Source organism: Alcanivorax limicola (assembly GCF_019931215.1).
In the GTDB taxonomy this organism is placed as follows: domain Bacteria; phylum Pseudomonadota; class Gammaproteobacteria; order Pseudomonadales; family Alcanivoracaceae; genus Isoalcanivorax; species Isoalcanivorax limicola.
Genome location: NZ_JAIOUB010000001.1, coordinates 1,289,177 through 1,312,011 on the forward strand (window position 1 = coordinate 1,289,177; position 22,835 = coordinate 1,312,011).

23 protein-coding genes and 2 tRNA genes are annotated in these 22,835 nt (G+C 62.1%); 13 read left to right on the top strand and 12 right to left on the bottom strand.

Features of this window, described 5'->3' with window-relative positions; genetic code table 11:
* Positions 1–5 precede the first annotated feature (5 nt).
* Positions 6–1,082, bottom strand: a complete 1,077-nt coding sequence (locus K8B33_RS05700; protein WP_223424291.1) for a ferredoxin reductase — start codon at positions 1,080–1,082, stop codon at positions 6–8.
* A gap of 198 nt (positions 1,083–1,280) precedes the next feature.
* Between K8B33_RS05700 and K8B33_RS05705 the strand changes: the two genes are divergently transcribed.
* Complete coding sequence (locus tag K8B33_RS05705) at positions 1,281–1,928, top strand: TetR family transcriptional regulator (RefSeq protein ID WP_223424293.1); 648 nt, start codon at positions 1,281–1,283, stop codon at positions 1,926–1,928.
* Between the two features lie 12 nt (positions 1,929–1,940).
* Here K8B33_RS05705 and K8B33_RS05710 read toward each other — a convergent pair whose 3' ends face one another.
* Together K8B33_RS05710 and K8B33_RS05715 are read right to left on the bottom strand one after the other, a co-directional pair.
* Complete coding sequence (locus K8B33_RS05710; protein ID WP_223424295.1) at positions 1,941–3,083, bottom strand: hypothetical protein; 1,143 nt, start codon at positions 3,081–3,083, stop codon at positions 1,941–1,943.
* Positions 3,080–3,970, bottom strand: a complete 891-nt coding sequence (locus K8B33_RS05715; protein WP_223424297.1) for a hypothetical protein — start codon at positions 3,968–3,970, stop codon at positions 3,080–3,082. The genes K8B33_RS05710 and K8B33_RS05715 overlap by 4 nt, the downstream gene beginning before the upstream one ends.
* Positions 3,971–4,042: 72 nt before the next feature.
* On the opposite strand from K8B33_RS05715, the gene K8B33_RS05720 reads away from it, so the two are divergent.
* Positions 4,043–4,924: a MaoC/PaaZ C-terminal domain-containing protein gene (locus K8B33_RS05720; RefSeq protein WP_223424299.1), complete on the top strand. Its 882-nt coding sequence runs from the start codon at positions 4,043–4,045 to the stop codon at positions 4,922–4,924.
* Between the two features lie 61 nt (positions 4,925–4,985).
* Here the strand turns inward: K8B33_RS05720 and K8B33_RS05725 are convergent, their stop codons facing one another.
* Complete coding sequence (locus tag K8B33_RS05725; protein ID WP_223424301.1) at positions 4,986–5,426, bottom strand: VOC family protein; 441 nt, start codon at positions 5,424–5,426, stop codon at positions 4,986–4,988.
* A gap of 256 nt (positions 5,427–5,682) precedes the next feature.
* On the opposite strand from K8B33_RS05725, the gene K8B33_RS05730 reads away from it, so the two are divergent.
* Positions 5,683–7,302, top strand: coding sequence for an ABC-F family ATP-binding cassette domain-containing protein (locus K8B33_RS05730; RefSeq protein ID WP_223424303.1), 1,620 nt, complete (start codon positions 5,683–5,685; stop codon positions 7,300–7,302).
* 8 nt (positions 7,303–7,310) lie between these two features.
* On the opposite strand, the gene K8B33_RS05735 is transcribed toward K8B33_RS05730, so the two are convergent.
* Positions 7,311–7,637 (bottom strand): hypothetical protein, encoded by a 327-nt coding sequence (locus K8B33_RS05735; RefSeq protein ID WP_223424305.1) that lies wholly within the window; start codon positions 7,635–7,637, stop codon positions 7,311–7,313.
* Between the two features lie 187 nt (positions 7,638–7,824).
* Between K8B33_RS05735 and K8B33_RS05740 the strand changes: the two genes are divergently transcribed.
* Positions 7,825–8,760: an RpnC/YadD family protein gene (locus K8B33_RS05740; RefSeq protein ID WP_223424308.1), complete on the top strand. Its 936-nt coding sequence runs from the start codon at positions 7,825–7,827 to the stop codon at positions 8,758–8,760.
* Between the two features lie 23 nt (positions 8,761–8,783).
* Here the strand turns inward: K8B33_RS05740 and K8B33_RS05745 are convergent, their stop codons facing one another.
* The 4 genes from K8B33_RS05745 to hemA are packed head-to-tail and all read right to left on the bottom strand — an operon-like array spanning position 8,784 to position 12,733.
* Entirely contained in the window at positions 8,784–9,524 is a 741-nt protein-coding gene (locus tag K8B33_RS05745) for a HesA/MoeB/ThiF family protein (protein WP_223424310.1), read from the bottom strand.
* Positions 9,514–10,368, bottom strand: a complete 855-nt coding sequence (gene prmC, locus K8B33_RS05750) for a peptide chain release factor N(5)-glutamine methyltransferase (RefSeq protein WP_223424313.1) — start codon at positions 10,366–10,368, stop codon at positions 9,514–9,516. Before prmC ends, K8B33_RS05745 begins: the two co-directional genes overlap by 11 nt.
* The gene (prfA, locus tag K8B33_RS05755; protein ID WP_223424315.1) at positions 10,368–11,456 is read right to left on the bottom strand and encodes a peptide chain release factor 1; all 1,089 of its coding nucleotides are present in this window, start codon (positions 11,454–11,456) and stop codon (positions 10,368–10,370) included. Before prfA ends, prmC begins: the two co-directional genes overlap by 1 nt.
* Positions 11,453–12,733 (bottom strand): glutamyl-tRNA reductase, encoded by a 1,281-nt coding sequence (gene hemA, locus K8B33_RS05760; RefSeq protein ID WP_223424507.1) that lies wholly within the window; start codon positions 12,731–12,733, stop codon positions 11,453–11,455. Before hemA ends, prfA begins: the two co-directional genes overlap by 4 nt.
* A gap of 164 nt (positions 12,734–12,897) precedes the next feature.
* Here hemA and K8B33_RS05765 point away from each other — a divergent pair, with 164 nt between their 5' ends.
* From K8B33_RS05765 to pth, 7 genes are all read left to right on the top strand, one after another.
* On the top strand, positions 12,898–14,643 hold the full coding sequence (locus K8B33_RS05765) for a tetratricopeptide repeat protein (RefSeq protein ID WP_223424317.1): 1,746 nt from the start codon (positions 12,898–12,900) through the stop codon (positions 14,641–14,643).
* Complete coding sequence (gene lolB, locus K8B33_RS05770; RefSeq protein WP_223424319.1) at positions 14,640–15,215, top strand: lipoprotein insertase outer membrane protein LolB; 576 nt, start codon at positions 14,640–14,642, stop codon at positions 15,213–15,215. Before K8B33_RS05765 ends, lolB begins: the two co-directional genes overlap by 4 nt.
* The gene (gene ispE / locus K8B33_RS05775) at positions 15,212–16,081 is read left to right on the top strand and encodes a 4-(cytidine 5'-diphospho)-2-C-methyl-D-erythritol kinase (protein WP_223424322.1); all 870 of its coding nucleotides are present in this window, start codon (positions 15,212–15,214) and stop codon (positions 16,079–16,081) included. The genes lolB and ispE overlap by 4 nt, the downstream gene beginning before the upstream one ends.
* A gap of 39 nt (positions 16,082–16,120) precedes the next feature.
* Positions 16,121–16,196: transfer RNA gene (locus K8B33_RS05780), tRNA-Gln, on the top strand.
* Positions 16,197–16,327: 131 nt separating this feature from the next.
* Positions 16,328–17,287 carry a ribose-phosphate pyrophosphokinase gene (locus K8B33_RS05785; RefSeq protein ID WP_223424324.1) on the top strand — a complete coding sequence of 320 codons (960 nt, stop codon included), beginning with the start codon at positions 16,328–16,330 and terminating at the stop codon, positions 17,285–17,287.
* A gap of 139 nt (positions 17,288–17,426) precedes the next feature.
* Positions 17,427–18,065, top strand: a complete 639-nt coding sequence (locus K8B33_RS05790) for a 50S ribosomal protein L25/general stress protein Ctc (RefSeq protein WP_223424326.1) — start codon at positions 17,427–17,429, stop codon at positions 18,063–18,065.
* A gap of 11 nt (positions 18,066–18,076) precedes the next feature.
* Complete coding sequence (pth, locus tag K8B33_RS05795) at positions 18,077–18,667, top strand: aminoacyl-tRNA hydrolase (protein WP_223424328.1); 591 nt, start codon at positions 18,077–18,079, stop codon at positions 18,665–18,667.
* Here pth and K8B33_RS05800 read toward each other — a convergent pair.
* Positions 18,654–19,412 (bottom strand): glutathione S-transferase family protein, encoded by a 759-nt coding sequence (locus K8B33_RS05800; RefSeq protein WP_223424330.1) that lies wholly within the window; start codon positions 19,410–19,412, stop codon positions 18,654–18,656. The genes pth and K8B33_RS05800 overlap by 14 nt on opposite strands.
* 226 nt (positions 19,413–19,638) lie before the next feature.
* On the opposite strand from K8B33_RS05800, the gene ychF reads away from it, so the two are divergent.
* Together ychF and K8B33_RS05810 are read left to right on the top strand one after the other, a co-directional pair.
* Complete coding sequence (gene ychF, locus K8B33_RS05805; RefSeq protein WP_223424332.1) at positions 19,639–20,730, top strand: redox-regulated ATPase YchF; 1,092 nt, start codon at positions 19,639–19,641, stop codon at positions 20,728–20,730.
* A 99-nt stretch (positions 20,731–20,829) separates the two neighbouring features.
* Positions 20,830–20,906: transfer RNA gene (locus tag K8B33_RS05810), tRNA-Met, on the top strand.
* A 69-nt stretch (positions 20,907–20,975) separates the two neighbouring features.
* On the opposite strand, the gene K8B33_RS05815 is transcribed toward K8B33_RS05810, so the two are convergent.
* The gene (locus tag K8B33_RS05815; RefSeq protein WP_223424334.1) at positions 20,976–21,857 is read right to left on the bottom strand and encodes a fatty acid desaturase; all 882 of its coding nucleotides are present in this window, start codon (positions 21,855–21,857) and stop codon (positions 20,976–20,978) included.
* Complete coding sequence (locus K8B33_RS05820; RefSeq protein WP_223424336.1) at positions 21,857–22,735, bottom strand: SDR family oxidoreductase; 879 nt, start codon at positions 22,733–22,735, stop codon at positions 21,857–21,859. Before K8B33_RS05820 ends, K8B33_RS05815 begins: the two co-directional genes overlap by 1 nt.
* Positions 22,736–22,835 lie beyond the last annotated feature (100 nt).

The following is a 22,835-nucleotide window of genomic DNA, read 5'->3' on the forward strand; positions in this document are numbered from 1 at the left end:
GTGTGTCAGAGTTCAACGCTGACGGCGCCGGCGGCGGTGTGCACGCACAGCTGAATTTCTTCGTCCTGGACATCACGCACTTCGCCGTTGCGCAAATCGCGCACCTGGCCCTGGGTGATGCGGCATTTACAACCCTGACAGATGCCCATACGGCATCCGTGGGGTGGATTCAGACCCTGTTGTTCGGCCAGTTCCAGCAGGTTGGGCGCGGCATCGCCGGCGGCCTCCAGGCCACTGCGGGAAAAGCTCACCCGGCCTTCGCCAGCGGCGGCCGTGAGGCGCACCTGGAACTGCTCCTGGGCAGGCTTGTCGCGGCCCTGGGCAATAAAGGCGTCATTGACGCGGTCCATCAATGGCGGCGGCCCACACAGCAGTGCCACGCGCTCGGCCACATCGGGTACCAGCTCAAGCAACTGTTCTGCACTGAACAGACCCTGATGGTCGCCTTCTACTGCGGCGCCGTTGCTGATCACCAGTTTCAGGTTCAGCCAGTCAAACCGGTCAGCCAGCGCCCGCAGCTCGCCATGGAAAATCGTGTCGGCATAGCTGTTGCTGTAGTGCAGGAAGACAACATCCGCTTCGCGGCCCTGGTGCACCAGCTCGCGCAGCATCGCCATCAACGGCGTGATACCGCTGCCGCCGCTGATCATCAGCAACGGCGCGTTGCCGTCAGGCAGCAGGAACTCGCCGCGCGCCTGGCTCAGAAACAGCACCTCACCCACCTGGGCGCGGTCCACCAGATAGTTGCTGACCAGGCCATCGCCGTTGCGCTTCACGGTTACCGTGATGCCGGTATCGCCGGGCGCAGAAGAAATGGAGAAGCAGCGGCTGTGGCGCACGCCTTCGATTTCCACGCCGAGCACCAGGTGCTGGCCGGCAACGTGGCCTGCCCAGTGGCTGTTAGGGCTGATATGCAGGGTGACCGCGTCAGCCGTTTCGCGCTCGACCCGCTCAATGCGACCACGCACTTCCCCGACGGACCAGAGCGGGTTGAACTGGCTCAGGTAGTCGTCCACCGACAACGGCGACGCCAGGGCGCGGGTAATAGGGTTATTCAGCAGTTTCCAGGTCACGCTGCTCATAGGAGTGTCTCCGGGTTCATATGTGAACATGCGTGCACTTTATTTTGGACACCCCCATCATGTCAACACCTGTACACAAAATAATGTAATTATCATATTTATCAACATCTTGGAAAGTGAACACCGCGATACGCTTTCCATCCGCACGCGTACAGGAGACAATGCCGTGCACACAATGAGGCTGAAAACGGACACTACATGGACCGGAAAGTGGAGCAGACGGCAGAGACCCGCCGCGACCCGCGACGCGGACGCACGCGCCGAGCACTGCTGGACGCAGCGCTGGAACTTGTTGAAAAGAAAGATAATTTCACAGCGTTGTCGCTACGACTGGTCGCCCGGAAAGCCGGTGTTGTCCCCACCGCCTTCTATCGTCACTTCCCGGATATGGATGCGCTGGGGCTGGCGCTGGTGGATGAATCCTTCCGCACCCTGCGTCAGTTGATGCGGGACGTGCGTGCTGCCGGTGTGCCGCACAAGCAGGCCATCAACAGCTCGGTGCAGACCTATATCCGCTATGTACGCACCAATACCCGGCATTTTCAGTTCGTCGCCAAGGAGCGCTTCAGCGGCAGTCAGTCGATCCGCAATGCCATTCGCCAGGAAATACGACTGTTCACAAGCGAACTGGCCACCGATCTGTCGCGCATCCCGCTGCTGGCCAAGACCAGCGCCGAGGATTTGCAGATGATGGCCTCGCTGATGGTCAACAATATGACGTCCCTGACCGAGCAGGTGCTGGATATCCCGGCGGAAGATGTGGCGGAAGAGTTGTTTCTGGCGCGCATGGCGGAAAAACAGCTGCGCCTGATTTTTCTCGGCGCCGCCAGCTGGCGCAGCAAGTAGTCGTACGGAGAATCAGCGTGCCCCCTGCGGCGGACGGCTTGCCTGCAGCGGGCTGAACGTACGCTGGATGTCAGTCTGCATGGCGCCGTACTGTTCAGTGAGCACCCGGTCATAAGCCGCCAGCAGGCTGCGAGTCATTTCTTCCTCCATCTCATCCAGGCTCTGTTGCAGGGCTGCCAGCAATTGCTCCCGGTTAAGCGCCTCGTCCAGACGCAGCAGCGCCCAATCGGTGGCCAGCCAACCCGCTGCCCCGGCAACCAGAGCACAGGCCAGCGCCCCGGGGCCGCTGGGCGCACACAGGGTCGCGCCGCCCGCTGCTGCAGTGCCCGCTCGGGCCGCGCCCCGCCCCGCGCCACGCGCTGCCACGGCGCGCCCTGAGGTTGCCGCTGCCCGGCGGCTGGCGGCGCGCCAGACCATCGGCCCCACCGCGACACCCACGGCCGCCGCACTGCTCACCGACAAGCGCGCCACAAACTCGGGGCTGCCGTAGCCGGTCAACTGATCCAGCAACGCATCCAGCGCCAGCGGCTGGCTTTGGGGCAGGGGCGCCACCGGCATACGGTCTTGCTCCAGCAGCGCCAGCATTTCGGTCAGCCAGCTATCCCGTGTGCTGCGCGCCTGGCGCAAGAGGCGGGCATCGGCTTGATGACGCAGGATATCCAGGCGCCCGGAAAAATCGGCCGCATCAAAGATCAGTTCCTCTGCCTTGCGCGCCACATAGCCCTCGTCAGCCAGGCTGGCTTTCTCCAGCACCAGCATCGACAGCCGCGCGTATTCACCACCCAGGGAGTAGTACCAGTCAGCAAACGCGGGCAGACGCCGCTGAAGATCCTCGAACAGCCGCGCCAGGCCCTGCTCGATATGCGCATTGACGATCTCCCGCGCCTGCTCTTCCCCCTCACTGAAACGCAACGCCGACAACAGTGCCAGTGTCTGCGCCTGGCTTTCACTGATCTGATAGTGCGCATCCCCTACTCTCACCACCACGTCCCGGGTTCCGCCACTGCTCTGCCACTGCGCGCGGTGCAGCAGGGCCACGCACAGCGCGGCAATGCCGATCAGCAGGCACAACAGCCGCAGCACCGGAAAACGGTGCGCCGAGGGTCTTTGCGCTGAGGACCTTTGCACCGAGGGGACTGCCGCGTCAGGCATCATGGAGTCCATCCTGCAACATCACGAGGAAAGGCCGGCAACGGCGCGCTGGACAAGGAAGCGGCGCCGGCGGCAAACACCAGCCAGGCCCAGACAAACAGGCCCTCTGCCGCAAGCAGCAGTAACCAGGCGCCCAGCCGTAGCAGCGGGCTGCCCACGCCAGGCAACAGCTGCTGGCCCAGCCACCACACCAGCGCATCCTTGCCCGCCGCCACTTGCAACAGCGCCTCAAGCCAGGGGCTGGCGGCGCGCTCGCGCGCCATTTCGTGCCACAGCGCCTGCGACAGCGAGGCGTCGGAAAAATCCGGGTAATCCCCGAACAGGGCCAGCCATGCCAGCGCTGCAAACATCAGCATGAACTGAGCGGCCAGTGTCAGCCGCCAGCTCAGTTCGGGCAGATACAGCGGTGCGATATGCGGGCGCAGGCCCCGCTGCAGCAGGCGGTGCAGGCCCACCAGCACCAGCAGGCTGGCGCCGAGCAGCCACCACAACAGGTCCTGTTGCAGGCGGACCACCGCCACCAGCAGCACCAGCGCCAGCACGGCGGACTGCAGCCATAACCGCAGGGCCATCACCGGACCGCCACGCAGGCGCCAGCGCCAGCGGCTGCCGGGGTGCAGATAGGCGCTCAGAAAGGCTCTGCGGCGGCTCAGGGCACGCCGCCAGAGGCCTGCCAGCATCACCAGGCTGATCAGCAACCAGCACAGCAGCAGCCAGGGCAACGTCGCGTCGCGCCCGGCGATATTCAATCCCAGCAGCAGGGCCATGACGGGCAGCAGCCACAGCAGGCTGTTGAGCCAGGCATGGTGATCAGCAGGGCGGCCTGTCGCCACACCTGTCGTCACCCCCGTCGTCACCGCTGTTGTCTGGTCTTTCGTCACTTCGGCCAATCCACCGCCCCCGCTTCGCTGCCTATACTTGCCTGCCTGTGAATTCACTTTCTGCATTTGAAGGACGCAACAATGAGCGCCACCGACATCCGTGAACTGCGCAACGCACCTGCCATGCTGCCCCTTTTTGCCAAGGCCGTCATCCGTGCGGGCGTCAAGCCGGGTAAAACCCCGCAGTTGCCCGCCATCGGTGTACGCCTCAACGATATCGTGCTGGACCCGAAACATCTGGCCACCTATCGCAAAGTCTGCGGCTTCAGCGCGGACGGTTACCTACCGGTCACCTACCCGCACCTGCATGCGCACCCGCTGTTCATGAGCCTGATTCTGGACAAACAGTTCCCGTTTGCCGCCATGGGGCTGGTGCATGTGCGCAATCGCATCACCCAATACCGCCGCATCAACGAACGCGAGCAACTGGATGTGGAGTGCCGTTTCGGTGAGTTGCGTCAGGTGGAAAAAGGCTATGAGTTTTCCATCCTGACCCACATCAGCACAGCCGGGGAGCTGGTCTGGGAGAGTGAATCCATCATGTTCCGCCGTGGTGGCGGCACCGGTAAAGACGCAGGCAACGACAAGGCGCGCAAGAATGCCGAGGCCACAGCAGCCACCGATTTCACCGAATGGAAGGTGCCCGGTGATACCGGCCGCAAATACGGCGCCGTGTCCGGTGACCGTAACCCCATCCACCTTTATCCGCTGACCGCCAAGCTGTTTGGCTTCAAACGCCAGATCGTCCATGGCATGTGGTCAAAGGCACGCTGCCTGGCAGAGGTCAATGCGCAGCTGCCGCAAGGCCCGTTCACGGTGGATGTCCAGTTCAAACTGCCGATGTTCATTCCGGCAAAAGTGAAGTTCGTGCAAAGCGCGGCGGAGGGTCAGGGTCTGGATTTCCGCCTGCTGGCAGCGGACGGCATCAAACCCCACCTCAATGGTGAAATTCGCGAGATCTGACACACCAAACTGGCAGATCGGTCACCCGCCGCAACGCTGGCGTGGCGGGTGACCGGAATGCTCAGCAGCCTGCGACCACGTCACCGGTGTACATGATCATCCACTGCACACCAAACTGATCAATACAGATGCCGTATGACTCCGCCCAATCCGTACGTTGCAACGGCATGGCCGGCGTCCCCGCTTGGACCAGCGCATCGAACAGCTGTGTTGCTTCGCTGGCGCTGTCAGTCTCCAGCGTGATGAAGACATTGTTGCCCACCGTGAAATCCTCGGCATAAGCCCCCACCACATCTGTCGCCATCAGCAAGGTGCCTGAGCCCAGCGGCAGGGCGATATGGGCCAGCTTGTCCAGATCTGCTTCATCAACGCCCATGGCGTTGTCGGGAAAGTCCCGGTAATGCACTTTGTCCTGAATTTCAGTGCCAAATACCGATGCGTAGAAGGTAAAGGCCTCGAGGGTATTACCGCGGAAATTGAGGTACGGGTTGACGCTTTTCATGGGGAGCTCCTGTGTCAGTGTCCCCCTGGTCGTCCCGGCGGGCGCTGGATCGACATGCATGGTGTAAGCAATAGTGCGAGGGATTGTCGATCCGCAGAGGCACTTGTACACTATTTACACAGGCTTTCTCGTAACAGGCTTTCTCATAAAGAGGTATTCGTCCAATGCGCCATTGATGCCGCCGTTGTTGTCAAAACGGCCAGTTTCCACCGGCTCCCACCCTCAGGGGGCGCCCCTGGCATCTCTGGAAAAAAGCATGACGAATACTTACCTCACACTAAAGGGTGTGTCTCACGTTCTGCCGGACGGCACGGCGCTTTTCTCTGACCTCCACGAACAGTTCGATATGCGCCCCACGGGGCTGGTTGGACGCAATGGCGCGGGCAAGACCGTGTTGGCTCGCATTCTGGCCGGGCTGTTGCCGCCCACCACCGGGCAATGCCTGTGCTCCGGCAGCGTGCATTACCTCGCCCAGCAAGTGGCGTATGACGATGGCGCCACTGTCGCTGGTCTGGCGGGCGTGAAACACACACTGGATGCATTGGCACGCATTGATGCCGGCAGCACCGCGGCGGCGGATTTCGACGCCGTGGACGGCCGTTGGGACATGCACCAACGACTTCACCAGGCGCTCGAGCGCAATGATCTGGGCCATCTCGAAGCAGGCACACCGGCGCGCACATTAAGCGGCGGTGAGGCCATGCGTGTCGCATTGACTGGCGCCCTGCTCTCCGGTGCAGATTTTCTGATTCTTGATGAGCCCAGCAACCACCTCGACCGCCCGAATCGGCAGGCGCTGATCGAGCAACTGCAGCGCTGGCCGCACGGGCTGATTGTGGTCAGTCATGACCGGCAACTGCTGCATGCCATGGAGCGCATCGTGGCACTGTCCTCACAGGGGCTGCGCAGCTACGGCGGCAACTACACCTTTTATGCCCGCGCCAGGGCGCATGAAAGGCAAAGCGCCCTTGAGCAACTCAGTCAACGCAAGCTAGAGCGCCAACGCGAGGAACAGGCGCTGCGCAAACAGGATGAACGCCAGGCGCGGCGACAGGCACGCGGCCACCGGCATGGCAAGAAAGCCAATCAGGCCAAAGTGCTGCTGGATCGCCAGAAAGAACGCAGCGAGTCATCCGCGGGCGCACTGCGCCAGAAACAGGCCGCCCGTCGCGCGCAACAGGATCAGCGCGTGCAAGCAGCAGCAGAACACGTTGAACAAGCGCCGGGCATCACCCTGCATGACATACCCGCCAGGCACAACGCAATGGATAAGCGCCGCACGGTAGACCTGGATCGGGTAACGCTACCGTTTGTGCCCGGTGCCACCCGTCATATCACCCTGGCCCTGAGCGGGCGGCAACGTATCGGCGTGGTCGGCCCGAACGGTTGTGGCAAGTCTACCCTGCTGCGGGTGCTGGCTGGCCGGATCTCCCCTTTGTCCGGCACCTGCAAGGTGACCGCCGAACGTGCCGGCCTTGACCAGCGCCTGGGCAACCTTGACCCGGAAAAAACGGTACTGGAACAACTGCAACTGGCCCGCCGCACGGCAACCGAAGGGGATCTGCGCATGCGGCTGGCGCAACTGGGGCTGGACGCGCAGAAGATAGCGACGCCCAGCGGATTACTCAGTGGTGGTGAACGTTTGAAGGGCGCACTGGCCTGCATACTCTACGCCGATTCTCCCCCGCAACTGCTGTTGCTGGATGAACCGAACAACCACCTTGATCTGCCCTCGGTAGAGGCGCTGGAAGCCATGTTGCAGCGCTACCCGGGCACGCTGGTGGTGGTATCTCACGATGACAGGTTTCTGGACAACCTGGCGCTGACAGACCGTTTGCTGGCAACCCCTCAAGGCTGGCATCTGGAACCGCTATGACAGCAACACTACATCAGACTGATTGCCGCCACGACCAGTGCCAACACGGCGACCGTCGTCGCGCCGGCCAGCAGCAGCTTCATTCTGACCAGTTCCTTTTGCAGGCGCTGGGCGGCCTCATCGACGCCCTCGATGGTGAGCTGGAGTTTTTCGGCCAGCACATGCACAGATTCTGCGTTGGTGGTCGCCGCCGTCTGCAGTTCTTCGATCTGCTGCGCGACAACCGGATCCACTTTGCCGCTCGCACTGCGGTAGGTGAAGGCGGGAATCGCCGTCGACACGATCTGGGTAATGTAAGGCAGTGATACCTTGAGGATCGGAATCCAGGCTGGCATGGCAAATTTCCCCGCTTGAAGCGCTGTGGTTCAGCAAAACATCTGTTCCGCACAGCATAACCCGGCGTCAGGGCGGCACCAACGCCAGGCTCTCGGGAAGGTGCGGTGTTTTCCTACAGCATCCGGCGGCATTCGCTGACAGACAGAGGCATGGCTCAACAGGCATCCTCATCGCCTCGCAAGAATCATGGATGATAATGCGATGCCCGACAGCCATGACCAGAATTTCAAGAATCTGATTCTTGATTATCCCCGCCAGGCACTGGAACTCTTTGCACCGGACGAAGCCGCCCACTTGGGCGAGGAAGTGACCTTCACGCCGATTCGGGAAGAACAGCTCAAGGATCGGCTGAGTGATCGTTTTCTCGAGCTCGATATTCCGTTGCTGCTGGAGTGGCCCGATGGGCACCGCGAGGCATTGTTGTTCGTGGTTGAACATCACACAGATCCGAGCAGCTTCTCGGTTCACAAACTGGCCCGCTACAGCCTGTCTCTGGCAGAGCTGTTCCACACTGATCGAGTAGTACCCGTGGTGATCTTTCTCAAGCGGCCACGCAAAGTGCCGGACAGGATCGTGCTCGGCAACGAGTTCTTCAGCTATTTGCAATTCCGGTATATTCGCTGCGTGCTACCTGAGCTGCCCGGTGAGCACCACATGGAAAGTCCCAATCTGGTGGCCAGGTTGAACTTGCCCAATATGCGCTGGCCGCCGGAGCTGAAACTGGCCATCTACGCCAGCGCTGTGCGAGGGCTGGAGAGCCTGGAGGGCAACCCGGACAAGCAGGCCAAGTATCTGGGGTTCATCGACATCTACGCCAGGATTGACAATAATGAGCGTATGCTTTTTGAGCAAATTTATCAGAAGGAGGCGGCGACCATGACAGGATTCGTGGAACGTTACGAGGCTATCGGAAAAGAAAAGGGCCTTCAGGAAGGCCTGGAACAGGGCATGGAAAAGGGCTTGGAAAAGGGCCTGGAGCAAGGCCAGCGAGAGGCCCGGCTGGCCACCGCTCTGAATCTGGTCCGCAAGACCCCGATGGATGACGCCACCATCGCTGATCTCACAGGGCTATCCGAAGCGGAAATTCAGGCGCTGCGTGAGGAAGACGCAAAGCGCTATTGAGCAATCAAACACACTGCCGCATATCAGCCGCCACACACCCGGCACCCAGGATCGCGACGCAAGCGGAGTTGGCGCCAGCTCATTGTCGCGCCATCGAAGAGATGCAGTACGCCGCCCACATCGGCACCACTCAGCAAACGTAATGCGAGATGGGCCTGAAGCGTGCCCACAGTGCCAACCACCGGGCCCAGAATGCCGGACTCACTGCACAGTGTATCCGGCCCCTCTCCGTCACCATAAAGACAGCCGTAACACGGGCTATCCGGTTGACGGAAATCGAATACCGCCAGCTGACCTTCCTGCCGAATTGCTGCGCCGGAGATCAGCGGCACACCAGCAGCATGGCAGGCCCGGTTGACGGATTCCCGCGTGGCAAAGTTATCGCTGCAATCCAGCACCAGGGTCACGCCCGGCACCTGCGACGCCAGCCAGTTGCCATCCGCCGCCAGCACATGCTCATGGACGCGCACGTCGCTGTTGAGCGCCCGCAGCGTGGCCGCCAACGCGCGCGCCTTGGGCTGCCCCACATCCGCCTCACGGTAAGCGATCTGCCGATGCAGATTGCTGCTGTCCACCATGTCCGGGTCGACCAGGATCAATTCACCCACCCCGGCGCCCGCCAGATACAGCGCGGCCGGGCAGCCCAGCCCGCCGGCACCGATCACCAGCACGCGGGCCGCCGCTGCCGCCGCCTGCCCTGCCACGTCAAATTCAGGCAGCAGGATCTGGCGGCTGTAACGCAGGAGCTGATCGTCAGTGAGCATGATCCGCTCCTGGCCTGAAACCGAGTGTCACTCGCTCGTGACCGGCCATATCCCGGTGGCTGGCCACGGCTGTCAGCCCCCCCGCCTCCAGCAATGCACGCACGGCCTCGCCCTGGTCATAGCCGTGCTCAAACGCCAGCAGACCACCCGGGACCAGCCGTGGCACGGCCTGGGTGATGATCAGACGAATATCTTCCAGCCCGTCCGGCCCGGACGCCAGCGCGGTTGTGGGTTCGAATCGCACATCGCCCTGCTCCAGGTGCGGATCATCCTCTGCAACATAGGGAGGGTTGCTGACAATGGCATCGAAGTGGCCGCTGAGTTGCTCGCACCAGTTGGACTGCAGCAGTTGCACATTGTGAGCGCCCAGGCGGTGGCAGTTGCGCTCCGCCAGATCCATGATGGCCGCATCCATATCCACGGCCAGCAATGTCCAGTCGGGCCGGGCAAGCGCCAGGCTGACGGCCACGGCACCGGTGCCGGTGCCCAGGTCGGCAATGCGCAGTGGCGCGTTGCCATCCAGGTGACTGAGCACCATATCCACCAGCAACTCCGTGTCCGGGCGGGGGATCAGTGTGTCCGGCGACACCAGAAATTCATGCCCGTAAAACTCGCGACGACCAATCAGGTAGGCCACCGGCTCGCCGTCCACACGGCGCGCAATCCATTGCTGAAACTGGCGCGCCTCTGCCTCGGTGGGCTGATGTTCCGGCCAGGTAAACAGAAAACTGGAGGGCTTGTTCAGACAATGCGCCATCAACACCCGCGCATCCACATCCGCCGTAGGCGAGTAGCCCTCCAGGCGCTGGCGGGCGGCGCGCAACAGCTCGCTGATGCTGGCCATCAGCTTTGCTCTGCCAGGGCCGCCAGTTGTTCGGCCTGATGCTCGGCCCGCAGTGCGCCGATCAATTCGCCGAGGTCACCCGCCATCACCTCTGCCAGCTTGTAGAGGGTCAGATTGATACGATGGTCGGTAATACGACCCTGGGGAAAGTTATAGGTACGGATGCGCTCGGAACGGTCGCCGGAACCCACCAGGGATTTCCGCGTCGCGGCCATTTCCTGATCGCGCTTCTGCTGCATGCCGTCGTAGATACGGGCTTGCAGCAGTGACATGGCTTTCGCCTTGTTCTTGTGCTGGCTGCGCTCGTCCTGGCATTCCACCACGATGCCGGTGGGCAGGTGCGTCAGGCGCACGGCGGAATCCGTGGTATTGACGTGCTGGCCGCCCGCGCCGGAGGAGCGGTAGGTATCCACGCGCAGATCCTCGTTACGGATGACGACTTCAGCCATCTGCTCGGCTTCCGCCATGACCGCAACCGTGCAGGCCGAGGTATGAATACGCCCCTGGGACTCTGTTGCCGGTACACGTTGCACGCGGTGGGCGCCGGATTCGAATTTCAGCTGCGAGTAAACGCCTTCACCGCTGACCCGGCAGATCACTTCCTTGTAGCCGCCCTGCTCGCCCTCGTGGGCGCTGACCTGCTCCACCCGCCAGCGCTGGCTGTCGGCGTAGCGGCTGTACATGCGCAACAGATCGCCGGAAAACAGTGCCGCTTCATCACCGCCGGTACCCGCCCGGATTTCCAGAAACACATTGCAGCTGTCGCGGGGATCACGGGGCAGCATGAGACGCTGCAACTCGGCTTCAAGCGCCTCGCAACGTTGCTGCGCGGCGCGGGCCTCTTCGGCGCCCATCTCACGCATGTCCCGGTCGCTGTCCTGTTGCATTGCCTGTGCTTCAGCCAGGGTCTCGAGGGTATCGCGGTATTCGCCGAAGCACCGCACGACATCTTCGAGCTCTGAATATTCACGAGACAATTCACGAAAGCGGTTTTGCTGCGCGATGATGTCGGCATCCGATAGCAATCCGGAGAGCTCTTCGTGGCGCTCGCACAGACGTTGCAGTTTTGTTTTCAGGCTGTCTTTCATCGGTCGTCCCCGGACATGTCATCCCTGAGCAGCAGTTCCCGCGCAATGGCCAGAGATTCTGTCCGGTTTTCCGCCGCAAAGCGACGCAATTGCACGCTGGGTTGATGCATCACCTTGTTCAACAGCGCATGCTGGAAACGACGCATCACATCCGCCGGGTCCCCCCCTGCTTCCAGTTGTGACAATGCCTTGATCAACTCCTCTTCCCCCAGGCTGATCACCTGTTGCCGATAGCCGCGCAGCGTATCCACGGCGGTCAGCTCGCGCTGCTCACGGGCGTAACGGGCGATGGCCTGATCAATGATCTGCTCTGCATCGCGGGCCGCGTCCTGGCGCTGCCGCACGTTTTCCTCGATGGCTTCGTGCAGATCATCAACGGTATAGAGATAGATATCCTGCAGTGTGCCCACCTCGGGTTCAATGTCCCGGGGCACCGCGATATCGACCATGAAAATCGGTTTGTGGCGGCGCTTTTTCAGCGCCCGCTCTACCATGCCCTTGCCCATGACCGGCACCGGGCTGGCGGTGCAGGAAATCACGATATCCGTTTTTTCCAGCACCACGGGCAATTCTTCCAGCGTCACGGCGCGACCGCCGACCTCCCGGGCCAGCTCACCGGCCCGCTGCAGCGTGCGATTGGCAATCGTGATTTCCGCCACCTGCTGATCACGCAAGTGACGCGCCACCAGTTCAATCATTTCGCCCGCGCCAATCAACAGGGCACGGCTGGTGCGCAGGTCCGCAAAGATATGCCGGGCAAACGAGACGGCGGCATAGGCCACAGAGACCGGGTGCGCACCGATGCCCGTGTCGGTGCGAATGCGTTTGGCCACGCTGAAGACTTGCTGGAAGGTACGCGCCAGGCTGGCGTTGAGTGCGCCGTTCTCGTGGGCGCGGGCATAGGCGTCACGCATCTGGCCCAGAATCTGCGGCTCGCCCAACACCAGTGAATCCAGCCCGCCAGCCACGCGCATCATGTGCCGCAACGCCTGATCATCCTGGTGCAGATAAAGCACATCGCGCAGACGCTTTTCATCCAGCCCGTGCCAACGTGACAGCCAATGCGCCAGGTCCGGTGAGGTTGCGTCACCGGATTCCTCAGCGAGGCAGTAGATCTCGGTACGGTTGCAGGTGGACAACAGCGCCACCTCCCGCACACCGGGAAGGCGCCGCAGATCGTCCAGGGCAGCAGGTATCTGCGCCTCGGGAAAGGTGAGCCGCTCACGCAGGCCCAGCTCCGCGGTAGTATGGTTGACGCCTGTGGCGAATAGCTTCATGCCCGGTATGCCCGCAGTGCTGCCGCTGTCTGGGTCGCGCATTTTGCGGGATTTATCCCCTTGAAACAATGTCATAGCCACTATAACGCCAACCGGCACAGTGGGCAGTAAAGGCCCTGTGTGCCATGATTGGCCCTCAATTCGCCAGCGGACACGATACCGCAATGCCCAAGATGCGCTTCACACTCTGCACCAATCGCCTGATTACCGCAGCCCTGCCCGTGCTGCTGCTCGCCGCGCTGCTGGGCGGCTGTGCCAGCCGGACGCCCGCCCCGCCGCCCGCCGAGGTGACGAAGCCCCCCGCTGCGCCCCGCGCAACGGCACCCTATGACACGACCGTCATTGCGGATCTCATGCTGGCTGAGCTGGCCGCACAGCGGCGTCAGCTGGACGTCAGCCTGGCCTACTACACGCAAACCGCCCGGCGCACCCGCAGCCCGGAGGTCGCCGGCCAGGCGGCGCGACTGGCAGCCTATATGGAAGATCCCGCGCTGGCACTGGAAATGTCAGAGCACTGGCTGACCATGGCACCGGATGACACCACCGCCATGGAAATTGCCGCGCTGTCCCACGTCAGCCTCGGCAATGCCGATGCCGCAGCCGGTTATATCGACAAGCTTCTGGCCACCAACCCGGAAGCGGCACTGGTCCGGCTTGTTACGCAGGCCCGCAATCTGGATCAGGCCGGCAATACCCAGCTGCTGGCCGCGCTGGCCCAGCTCACAGAGCGCTATCCGGACCAGGCCGCACTGTGGTACGCCCGCGCCCTGCACCTGAAACTGGAGGAGCAGCTGGAAGCCGCTCTCGACGCCAACGACGAAGCCCTGCGCCGGCAGCCCCGGCATGAGGACGCATTATTGTTGAAAGGCCGCCTGCTGGCCGAGTTGGGCCGCCCTGACGAGGCCCGGCGGCATATGCGCCGGCTGGTGCGACAATATCCCGAGACGCGCCGTGTGCGCGTGCTCTATGTCCGCCTGCTCCTGGAGGCCGGCGATGAGGAGGAAGCCTTTCGCCAGCTTGAAACCCTCTCGCAGCAACACCCGGATGACCAGGATCTGCGCCTGTCACTGGCGCTGTATGGCATGGAACACGGTGCCCGCGCACGCGCCATCGGCGTGCTGCAGCAACTGGTAGAGGAAGGTTACCGGGAGGACGAAATCCACGGCTATCTGGCACAGGCCGCAGAAACCGACGGCGAGACCGAGATCGCCATCGGCCACTATCTGGCCATCCGCGCCCCGGACATGGCCCTGCGCGCACGGGTGCAGGCGGCGCGCCTGTATCAAAAGACGGGTGACACCGCCAACCGGCAAGCCCTGATGGCAGACCTGCGTGATCATTACCCGGCACAGTTGCCGCTGCTTTACGCTGCCGAAGCAGAAATGCTCACAGAGGAAAACCCCGAGGCCGCGCTGCAACTGCTGGATGAAGGTCTCCACGAACTGCCAGACAGCATTGAACTGCTCTACGCCAGGGCGCTGGCCAGCGAGCGCCTGGACAAACTGGACCGCACTGAAGCCGATCTGCGCCGCATCCTGACGCTGCGCCCGGATGATCCCGATGCGCTCAACGCCCTGGGGTACACCCTCACCGACCGCACTGAACGCCACGAAGAAGCCCTGGGCTATATCGAGCGGGCCCTGGAACAGCGCCCGGACAATCCCGCCATCATGGACAGCATGGGCTGGGTGCTTTTCAACCTGGGCCGGCCGGAAGAGGCCCTGATCTACCTGGAGCAGGCCTACACCCTGTACCCGGATGACGAAATTGCCGCGCACCTGGGTGAAGTGCTCTGGAGCCTGGGCTACGAAGCTGAAGCACGCAGAATCTGGGCCGACTCGCTGCAACGCGAGCCCGAGGGGCGGCACGTGCCCCGCGTGATGGAGCGGCTGCTGGAGAATGATGCATGAGCCTGCGCAACGCAGCGGCCCTGCTGATCATCACACTGCTACTCAGTGCCTGCCAGACACGCCAGGTGCTGGATATGGACGATTTCGACCGGGCCGAAGACCTGAAGCACTGGGATATCAGCGGCCGGCTCGGCTACCGCACCGCCGCTGATGGCGGTAATGCCAGCCTGGACTGGCGTCAGCGCCAGGAAGGCGGACGCATTCACTTCTCTGGCCCACTGGGATTCGGCAGCGCGGAACTGGTCTGGGATGACCAACTGGCCACGCTGGATACCGGCCGCGAACAGATGAGCGCAGGCTCGCCGGCGGAGCTGGCCTGGCACCTGACCGGCCTGCTGATCCCGGTGGACGCCCTGTATTACTGGGTGCGCGGCCTGCCCTGGCCCTGGGCCGCCGCCGAACCGGGCTTCGATGAGGCCGGGCGCATGGCCACCCTGGAGCAGCTGGGCTGGTCACTGCGCTTCGACCGCCATCAGGAGGTTGCCGGGCTGGCCTTGCCGCATCGCGTGCGCGCCAATCTCAACGGCGACAGCTTTACCCTGATCATCCAGCGCTGGACGCCGAAGCCGTGACGTCGGCACCACTGACCCTGCCCGCACCGGCCAAGCTCAATCTGTTCCTGCATATCACCGGACGCAGGCCGGACGGCTACCACACACTGCAAACCCTGTTCACCCTGCTGGATGCCGGTGACGTGCTCGAGTTCAGCCCGGCTGACACGCTGACGCTGGCAGCCCCCGACGTGCCGGGGCCACAGCAGGACAATCTGGTCTGGCGTGCCGCCTCGCTGTTGCAGCAGCACACCGGTTGCCGTCAGGGGGCGCATATCCGGCTGCACAAACACCTGCCCGCCGGCGGCGGTGTCGGCGGCGGCTCCAGCGATGCGGCCACAACCCTGCTGGGCCTGAACCATCTCTGGGCGCTGGGCTGTTCACTGGATGAGCTGGCGCAACTGGGTGTGCAGCTGGGTGCCGATGTGCCGGTGTTTGTGCGCGGCCACAGCGCCTTTGCTGAAGGCATCGGAGAGCAGCTCACCGCCGTGGCACTGCCGCCGCAGGATTACCTGGTTGTGCATCCCGGCGTGCCTGTCGCCACCGCACAAATTTTCAATCACCGGGAATTGACAAGGAATACCCCCGTCAGTACAGTAGCGGCCTTTCTCGAGCCAGCCACCCGCCGCGCTTTTCACAACGATTGCGAACCGGTTGTGCGTCAGCTTTTTTCGGCTGTCGACCAGGCAATGACATGGCTTGAGAAGGAAGTTGGCGAAAGCCATCTGACCGGAACCGGCGCCTGTGTTTTCGCCCCGGTTACCGACCGGCAGTCCGCCGCAACATTGCTTGCGGGATTGCCACCGCGCTGGACAGGTTTCGTCGCGCGAAGCTGCGCTGTTTCGCCTCTGCATCAGGCATTGGGAGTACACCTCCCGGCACACTGAGCAAGGCAAACCCTGCTTCGCCATGACAAAAGTTTGCGTTGGGGTATAGCCAAGTTGGTAAGGCAGCGGGTTTTGATCCCGTCATTCCCAGGTTCGAGTCCTGGTACCCCAGCCACTTTCATTGAGGATGTCCGGCACCACAGCGGGCATCTTCAGGACACGACAGCGCCGGCCCGCCGCTACCTGCATCAGCGTCACTCCCTGCGTTGTCTTCGTTTCAACTGACACGATCCTCGGGGAGCGCCAGTGTCCAAACTCGTCGTCTTTACCGGAAACGCCAATCCCGAACTCGCCCAGGCCATGGTGCGCCAGCTGAATATTCCGCTGGGCGCTGCCGATGTCGGCACTTTCAGTGACGGCGAAGTCGCCATCGACATCCATGAGAACGTGCGCGGCAAGGACGTTTTCATCGTCCAGTCCACTTGCAACCCCACCAACAACAACCTGATGGAAATCCTGGTCATGGCGGACGCCCTGCGGCGCTCTTCCGCAGGCCGGATCACCGCTGTCATCCCCTACTTCGGTTACGCCCGCCAGGATCGCCGGGTGCGCTCCGCCCGCGTGCCGATCACCGCCAAGGTAGTGGCCGACATGATCACCGCCGTCGGCGTGGATCGCGTGGTGACCGTGGACCTGCACGCCGACCAGATTCAGGGCTTCTTCGATATTCCGGTGGACAACGTCTACGCCACACCGCTGATCGTGGCCGACATCGAACGCCAGAACTACGAGGACATGATGGTCGTGTCCCCGGACGTCGGTGGCGTGGTGCGTGCCCGGGCATTGGCCAAGCAGCTCAACGATGCCGACCTGGCCATCATCGACAAGCGCCGCCCGAAGGCCAACGAATCCCAGGTCATGCACATCATCGGTGAAGTGGAAGGCCGCAGCTGTGTGCTGGTGGATGACATGGTGGATACCGCAGGGACGCTGTGCAAAGCGGCCAAGGCCCTGAAAGAGCACGGCGCGACCCAGGTGGTGGCCTACTGTACCCACCCGGTGCTGTCTGGCGCTGCTATTGCCAACATCAAGGATTCCGAGCTGGATCAGTTGATCGTTACCGACACCATCCCGCTGTCTGCCGCGGCCCGCGATTGCGGCCGCATCCGGGTGCTGTCACTGGCCCCGATGCTGGCGGAAACCATCCGCCGGGTGAATAACGAGGAATCCCTGTCGGCCATGTTCGACCGTCTCGGCCTGGTCTGATCGCCTCTCCCCTGCAGTGCCCGGCATGCCGGGCACTGGCTTTTCCCGCGCCGGCGTTACATAATGCGCGCCCATTTTACTGAACCTCCCGGCGTGGTCTGGTCGCAGGACCCGCCCGGGACATAACGGAGATACACTCATGAGCAATGAGTTTCTGCTTAACGCAGAGGACCGCAGCGATGTAGGGAAAGGTGCGAGCCGCCGCCTGCGTCGTCTGGAGGCCCGCATCCCGGGTATCATTTACGGTGGCAAATCTGCCCCGCAGATGATTACTGTGGAACTGCGCGAACTGGTCAAGGCACTGGAAAACGAAGCGTTTTACAGCCACATCCTGACCCTCAGTGTTGACGGCAAGAAGCAACAGGCGGTACTGCGTGACCTGCAGCGCCACCCGGCCAAAGGCACGCCGATGCATTGTGATTTCCTGCGCGTCGACAAAACCCACAAGATCACCATGCAGGTTCCCTTGCACTTCACCAATGAAGACAAGTGCGCCGGCGTCAAGCAGCAGGGCGGCAAGATCACCCACAGCGCTTCCGAAGTGGAAGTCAGCTGTCTGCCGCAGAACCTGCCGGAGTTCATCGAGGTCGACATGACCAACGTGGCACTGGACCAGGTTGTTCACCTGTCCGATCTGGCGCTGCCGAAAGGCGTTGAACTGCTGGCGCTGACCCACGGCGAAGAGCACAACCTGCCGGTCGCCTCCGTGCACATGCCGAAAGGCACGACGGCAGATGAAGCTGAAGACGACGCCGAAGAAGAACCGAAAGAAGACTGACAGGCAGTATTGTGGCGGACCCGATCAGACTGATCATTGGCCTGGGCAATCCAGGCAACCAGTATGCGGACACCCGCCACAATGCCGGCGCCTGGTATGTGGACGCCCTGGCTCGTAGCCAGGGCGTTTCGCTTTCCGAGGACAAGAAGTATTTCGGCCTCACCGGCAGCTTTACCTGGCAAGGCGACACCGTGCGCCTGCTGATCCCCACCACCTTCATGAATCGCAGCGGCCAGGCAACAGCGGCGCTGGCGAACTTCTTCCGTATTCCCGTGACCCAGATGCTGGTTGCCCATGACGAGCTGGACCTGCCCCCCGGCGTCATTCGCCTGAAAAAAGGCGGCGGCCACGGCGGCCATAACGGCCTGCGGGACATCATCAGCAAACACGGCAATCAACGGGATTTTGTGCGGCTGCGCGTTGGCATCAGCCACCCCGGCAGCGCCGACCTGGTAACACCCCATGTCCTGGGCAAGCCCTCTTCTGCCGACCGCGAACGCATTGAGCGCGCCATCGACGAAGCGCTGCGCTACACCGGAGAACTGGTGCGCGGTGAGATTGATCAGGCGATGAACAGCCTCAATGGCTTCAAGGCGCCCTGAGCCCCCTGTCTTTGGTATAACGACGCATTACCCACTGCCCCGCAGGGCGAGCACGTAACGACGTCATCTGCTCGCGCAGCAGCGCCGGCATCCTGTCCTCGCTCAGCGCCTCCCAGGGCGTCCCTCCTGGCACCAGCAACGGCGCGTAAAGCGATGCTGCAGCGATGTCCGCCAGCGTCAGCCGTTCCCCGACAAGATACCTGTCCGGGTCGCCCTTGATGCGTGACTCGATCAGCGCCAGCCCTTCCTGCAGCCGCTGCCAGGAATAGGCCACGGGCTCCGGGCTGATCCGGTACATCCGCGCAATCCCCTTCTCCGTCACGGCCCCAAGCGCCCGCTGCACCAGGGCAGGCAGTCGATACGGCGCGTAGAAAACCTTCATCACGTCGCTGCGGCCGAGCAATTGCCCGTATAGCCAGCGCCGCACGTGGGCGCCGTAACGGTCGAACTGCTGCTCCAGCTCAATCACCTGCTGGCGCGCCTCCGGCGCATCCGGCAGCAGCGGCGCATCCGGGTAGTATTTTTCCAGGTAGTAGGCAATCCGCGTGGAATCTCCCACCAGCCGTTTGCCGTCACGCAACACCGGCACCGTATTCACGCCTGAGCGGGGGCGGGTAAACAACCGGTGCGGCCCCGGCAGCAGATTGTGCTCACGATAGGCCAGCCCCTTGCGATCCAGCATCCAGCGGGCTTTCTCGCAATAGTGGGAAATGGGGAACTGATACAGCACACGATGCTCTGCCATGACTGGCTGTCTCCTGATTCGATGACGACAGTCTAAAAGCCCGCATGGGCCACGCCACGGCGTGGGCGCCACGGCCAATTGTCACAAAAGCCAACTTGTCCGGGACTTGCCCGGAACCTGCCCCGGACAGCCCGGCAAATCCCGCCCACCACCGACCATCAATCAAGTGGCGATTCCCGGCGACTTTCAGTAGCATGGCGCCCCTTGCAAACGGGAGCAGAATCTCATGGGTTTCAAATGCGGTATCGTCGGTCTGCCGAATGTCGGCAAGTCCACGCTGTTCAATGCACTGACCAAAGCCGGCATTGAGGCCCAGAACTTCCCCTTCTGCACCATCGAGCCCAACACTGGCGTCGTGCCGGTGCCGGACCCGCGCCAGGACGCCCTGGCAGCCATCGTCAAACCTGAACGCGTCGTCCCGACCTCCATGGAGTTCGTGGACATCGCCGGGCTGGTCGCCGGCGCCTCGCAAGGTGAGGGCCTGGGCAACAAGTTCCTCGCCAATATCCGTGAAACCGACGCCATCGCCCACGTGGTGCGCTGCTTCGATGACGACAACATCGTGCATGTCGCCGGTAAAGTGTCTCCCCTGGACGATATCTCGGTGATCAACACCGAACTGGCGCTGGCCGATCTGGACGCCGTGGAAAAGGCGCTGCTGCGTGCCAGCAAGGCCGCCAAGGGCCAGGACAAGGACGCCGCCGAACTGGTCAAGGTGCTGGACAAGCTGCTGCCAGCCCTGAGCGAGGGCCTGCCGGCCCGCAGCGTCGAACTGACCGACGATGAGCACAAGCGCATCCGCTCCTACAACCTGCTCACGCTCAAACCGACCATGTATATCGCCAACGTCACCGAAGACGGCTTCAGCGATAATCCCTTGCTGGATGCGGTCAGCGAACTGGCTGCCAGCGAGAACGCCAGCATCGTTGCTATCTGCGCCAAGATCGAATCCGAGATTGCCGAGCTGGATGAGGACGAGAAGGCCGAGTTCATGGCCGACATGGGCATGGAAGAGCCGGGCCTGAACCGCGTCATTCGCTCAGGCTACAACCTGCTCGGGCTGCACACCTACTTCACCGCCGGGGTCAAGGAGGTCCGCGCCTGGACCATCCCCCGCGGCGCCACCGCCCCCAAGGGCGCTGGTGTGATCCACACCGATTTCGAGAAAGGCTTTATCCGCGCCGAGGTCATCAGCTATGACGATTTCATCGCCTGCAACGGCGAAGCCGGCGCCAAGGATGCCGGAAAATGGCGCCTGGAAGGCAAGGATTACATTCTGAAAGACGGCGACGTGGTGCACTTCCGCTTCAACGTCTGAGGCCGCTATTTGCGGCACAGGCAGGAATTGTCGGGGATTCAGGGGCTTCAGCTATTGACACCACGCAGCCCCTGCCGGAAAATTCGCGCTCTTCAAAAAGGCTACGTAGCTCAGCTGGTTAGAGCACAGCACTCATAATGCTGGGGTCGGTGGTTCAAGTCCACCCGTAGCCACCATCTTCTCCTCCCTTGCCAACCCCTTGATGTATCCAGGCGCGTACTGCGCCAGGCCAATGCGCTATTGCGTCAGGATCCGCCTGACTCGGCACGGCCCTCTTCTGGTCCCAGGCCAAAGGGCCCGACAATAACGCTGCCCGAATGCACCATGTGGTAATCCAGGCGTGCACGCCAGGCCTTGCCGTAGCGATAAAACGGAATGGTGGGATAAAGGTGATGCACCAGATGATAGTTCTGGCACATCAGCACCGGCGTGAGCCACCACTCCTGCCCCATCCGCATCAATGCCGTCGTATTCGGGTCGGTGTCCTGCCGCCCGGTGTGCGGATAATGAGGCAGCACCATGAACACCAGACACATCAGGGAAAAGGCAAAGTAGGTCGGGATCAGCCACAGCATCAACATGTAGTAAGGCTGCCAGTAAATCAGCGCCGCAAACACCAGCACGCCAATAGCGATTTCGCGATAGATTTCACGCCTGGACACGCTGGGCAAGAGATCCGGGTTACGCAGATAGCGGGCCAGATAGATAAACGGCCAGAATCCCCACAGCGGCATGGTTTTCAGGCTGCCGGCCATCCACAGGTCCGGGTCGCGCTCTTCGTTGGTAAAGCGGTGATGCTGCATGTGCAGCAAACGAAACAGTTTGCCTTTGCCAAAGGGCAACGCCAGAAAGGTGGCGGCCGCCAGAATAAAGTCATTGAGTTTGCCATTGCGGGCGGCGCATCGATGGATTGCTTCGTGGGCCGGAGTAAACAGGGTATAGCCGGTCACCGCATTCACGATTGCGCCAAGCCATACCGGCCAGACATCCGTCAATACCAGCGCCCACGAGGCAAAAATCAATGCGTAGGCAATGATCAGGATGGCCACGGTGGGCCAGGCCACGACGGGCGTCAGACGCAGCGCCGAAAGTGCCCGAAGGCCGTCCATCTCCTGCTTGGCGTGCATCAGCGAGCCTCCCTGTAAAGCAGACGGCCAACACTGTTCATCGCGGCTTTGGTGAGCGAAAGGCGAATCACCCATCTGAACAGACTGTTTGGCATCAGTGCGCGGGAAAGGAACAACATTTTCGCATCAAGACCGACCTGAAAACGCAGGCGGCGACCCTGATCATTGGCGGCGCGAAAAATGACCCGGGCAGCATCCTCGCTGCGGGAACCACCGGGGCCGGTGCGGTCCATGACAGCAAGCTGCTCGACAGAATAGTCTTCGTAGGCAGTCACGCCGGTGCGGTTCTCACGATCGGAAGAGCGACCAAAAAAATCGGTGTTAACGGCGCCCGGCTCCACCAGCTTGACGCGAATATTCAGTGGCTCGAGTTCATAGGTCAGCCCTTCGGTAAAGCCTTCCACGGCGTGTTTGCTGGCGTTGTAGACGCTATAGAGCGGCAGCGGAATACGCCCGACCATGCTGGCGATATTGACGATATGACCCGCCCCCCGAGCACGGAAGTGGGGCAGAATGGCCCGACAACCTTCCATCAGCCCATGGACGTTGGTGGCGAACTGGCGCTGGATCTGTTCAACATCCAGCGTTTCAAACGCGCCCATCAGTGCATAACCCGCATTATTGATCATGACGTCGATCGCGCCAAAGTGTGCGATGCCTTGCGCCACCGCTGCATGAATCGAGTCGTGATCGGTCACATCCAGGCGGAGGCACAGCACGCGCGGCAGTATGTGAAGGTCGTTTCGCTTTTCCGGATTGCGGAATGTGGCAATGACGTTCCAGCCCTGCTGTTGAAAGTATCGGGCGGTGGCCAACCCGATGCCGGACGAACAGCCGGTGATCATTACGGTTTTTGCATCGCGGGTTTGCGGCGCCATGGGCAGTCTCCTCATAAGTCGGAGCGCGAGCCGACAGACCCACAGGGACAGACCTACCAAGCACGCGCTTGGTTTCACCATATTGTCAGTATATACTGAT

Bases quoted from the DNA above. Each gene is read 5' to 3' on its own strand.
- K8B33_RS05700 (WP_223424291.1), bottom strand. From the start codon at position 1,082: ATGAGCAGCGTGACCTGGAAACTGCTGAATAACCCTATTACCCGCGCC.
- K8B33_RS05705 (WP_223424293.1), top strand. From the start codon at position 1,281: ATGGACCGGAAAGTGGAGCAGACGGCAGAGACCCGCCGCGACCCGCGA.
- K8B33_RS05710 (WP_223424295.1), bottom strand. From the start codon at position 3,083: ATGATGCCTGACGCGGCAGTCCCCTCGGTGCAAAGGTCCTCAGCGCAA.
- K8B33_RS05720 (WP_223424299.1), top strand. From the start codon at position 4,043: ATGAGCGCCACCGACATCCGTGAACTGCGCAACGCACCTGCCATGCTG.
- K8B33_RS05725 (WP_223424301.1), bottom strand. From the start codon at position 5,426: ATGAAAAGCGTCAACCCGTACCTCAATTTCCGCGGTAATACCCTCGAG.
- K8B33_RS05730 (WP_223424303.1), top strand. From the start codon at position 5,683: ATGACGAATACTTACCTCACACTAAAGGGTGTGTCTCACGTTCTGCCG.
- K8B33_RS05735 (WP_223424305.1), bottom strand. From the start codon at position 7,637: ATGCCAGCCTGGATTCCGATCCTCAAGGTATCACTGCCTTACATTACC.
- K8B33_RS05740 (WP_223424308.1), top strand. From the start codon at position 7,825: ATGGATGATAATGCGATGCCCGACAGCCATGACCAGAATTTCAAGAAT.
- K8B33_RS05745 (WP_223424310.1), bottom strand. From the start codon at position 9,524: ATGCTCACTGACGATCAGCTCCTGCGTTACAGCCGCCAGATCCTGCTG.
- prmC (WP_223424313.1), bottom strand. From the start codon at position 10,368: ATGGCCAGCATCAGCGAGCTGTTGCGCGCCGCCCGCCAGCGCCTGGAG.
- prfA (WP_223424315.1), bottom strand. From the start codon at position 11,456: ATGAAAGACAGCCTGAAAACAAAACTGCAACGTCTGTGCGAGCGCCAC.
- hemA (WP_223424507.1), bottom strand. From the start codon at position 12,733: ATGAAGCTATTCGCCACAGGCGTCAACCATACTACCGCGGAGCTGGGC.
- K8B33_RS05765 (WP_223424317.1), top strand. From the start codon at position 12,898: ATGCCCAAGATGCGCTTCACACTCTGCACCAATCGCCTGATTACCGCA.
- lolB (WP_223424319.1), top strand. From the start codon at position 14,640: ATGAGCCTGCGCAACGCAGCGGCCCTGCTGATCATCACACTGCTACTC.
- K8B33_RS05790 (WP_223424326.1), top strand. From the start codon at position 17,427: ATGAGCAATGAGTTTCTGCTTAACGCAGAGGACCGCAGCGATGTAGGG.
- K8B33_RS05800 (WP_223424330.1), bottom strand. From the start codon at position 19,412: ATGGCAGAGCATCGTGTGCTGTATCAGTTCCCCATTTCCCACTATTGC.
- ychF (WP_223424332.1), top strand. From the start codon at position 19,639: ATGGGTTTCAAATGCGGTATCGTCGGTCTGCCGAATGTCGGCAAGTCC.
- K8B33_RS05815 (WP_223424334.1), bottom strand. From the start codon at position 21,857: ATGCACGCCAAGCAGGAGATGGACGGCCTTCGGGCACTTTCGGCGCTG.
- K8B33_RS05820 (WP_223424336.1), bottom strand. From the start codon at position 22,735: ATGGCGCCGCAAACCCGCGATGCAAAAACCGTAATGATCACCGGCTGT.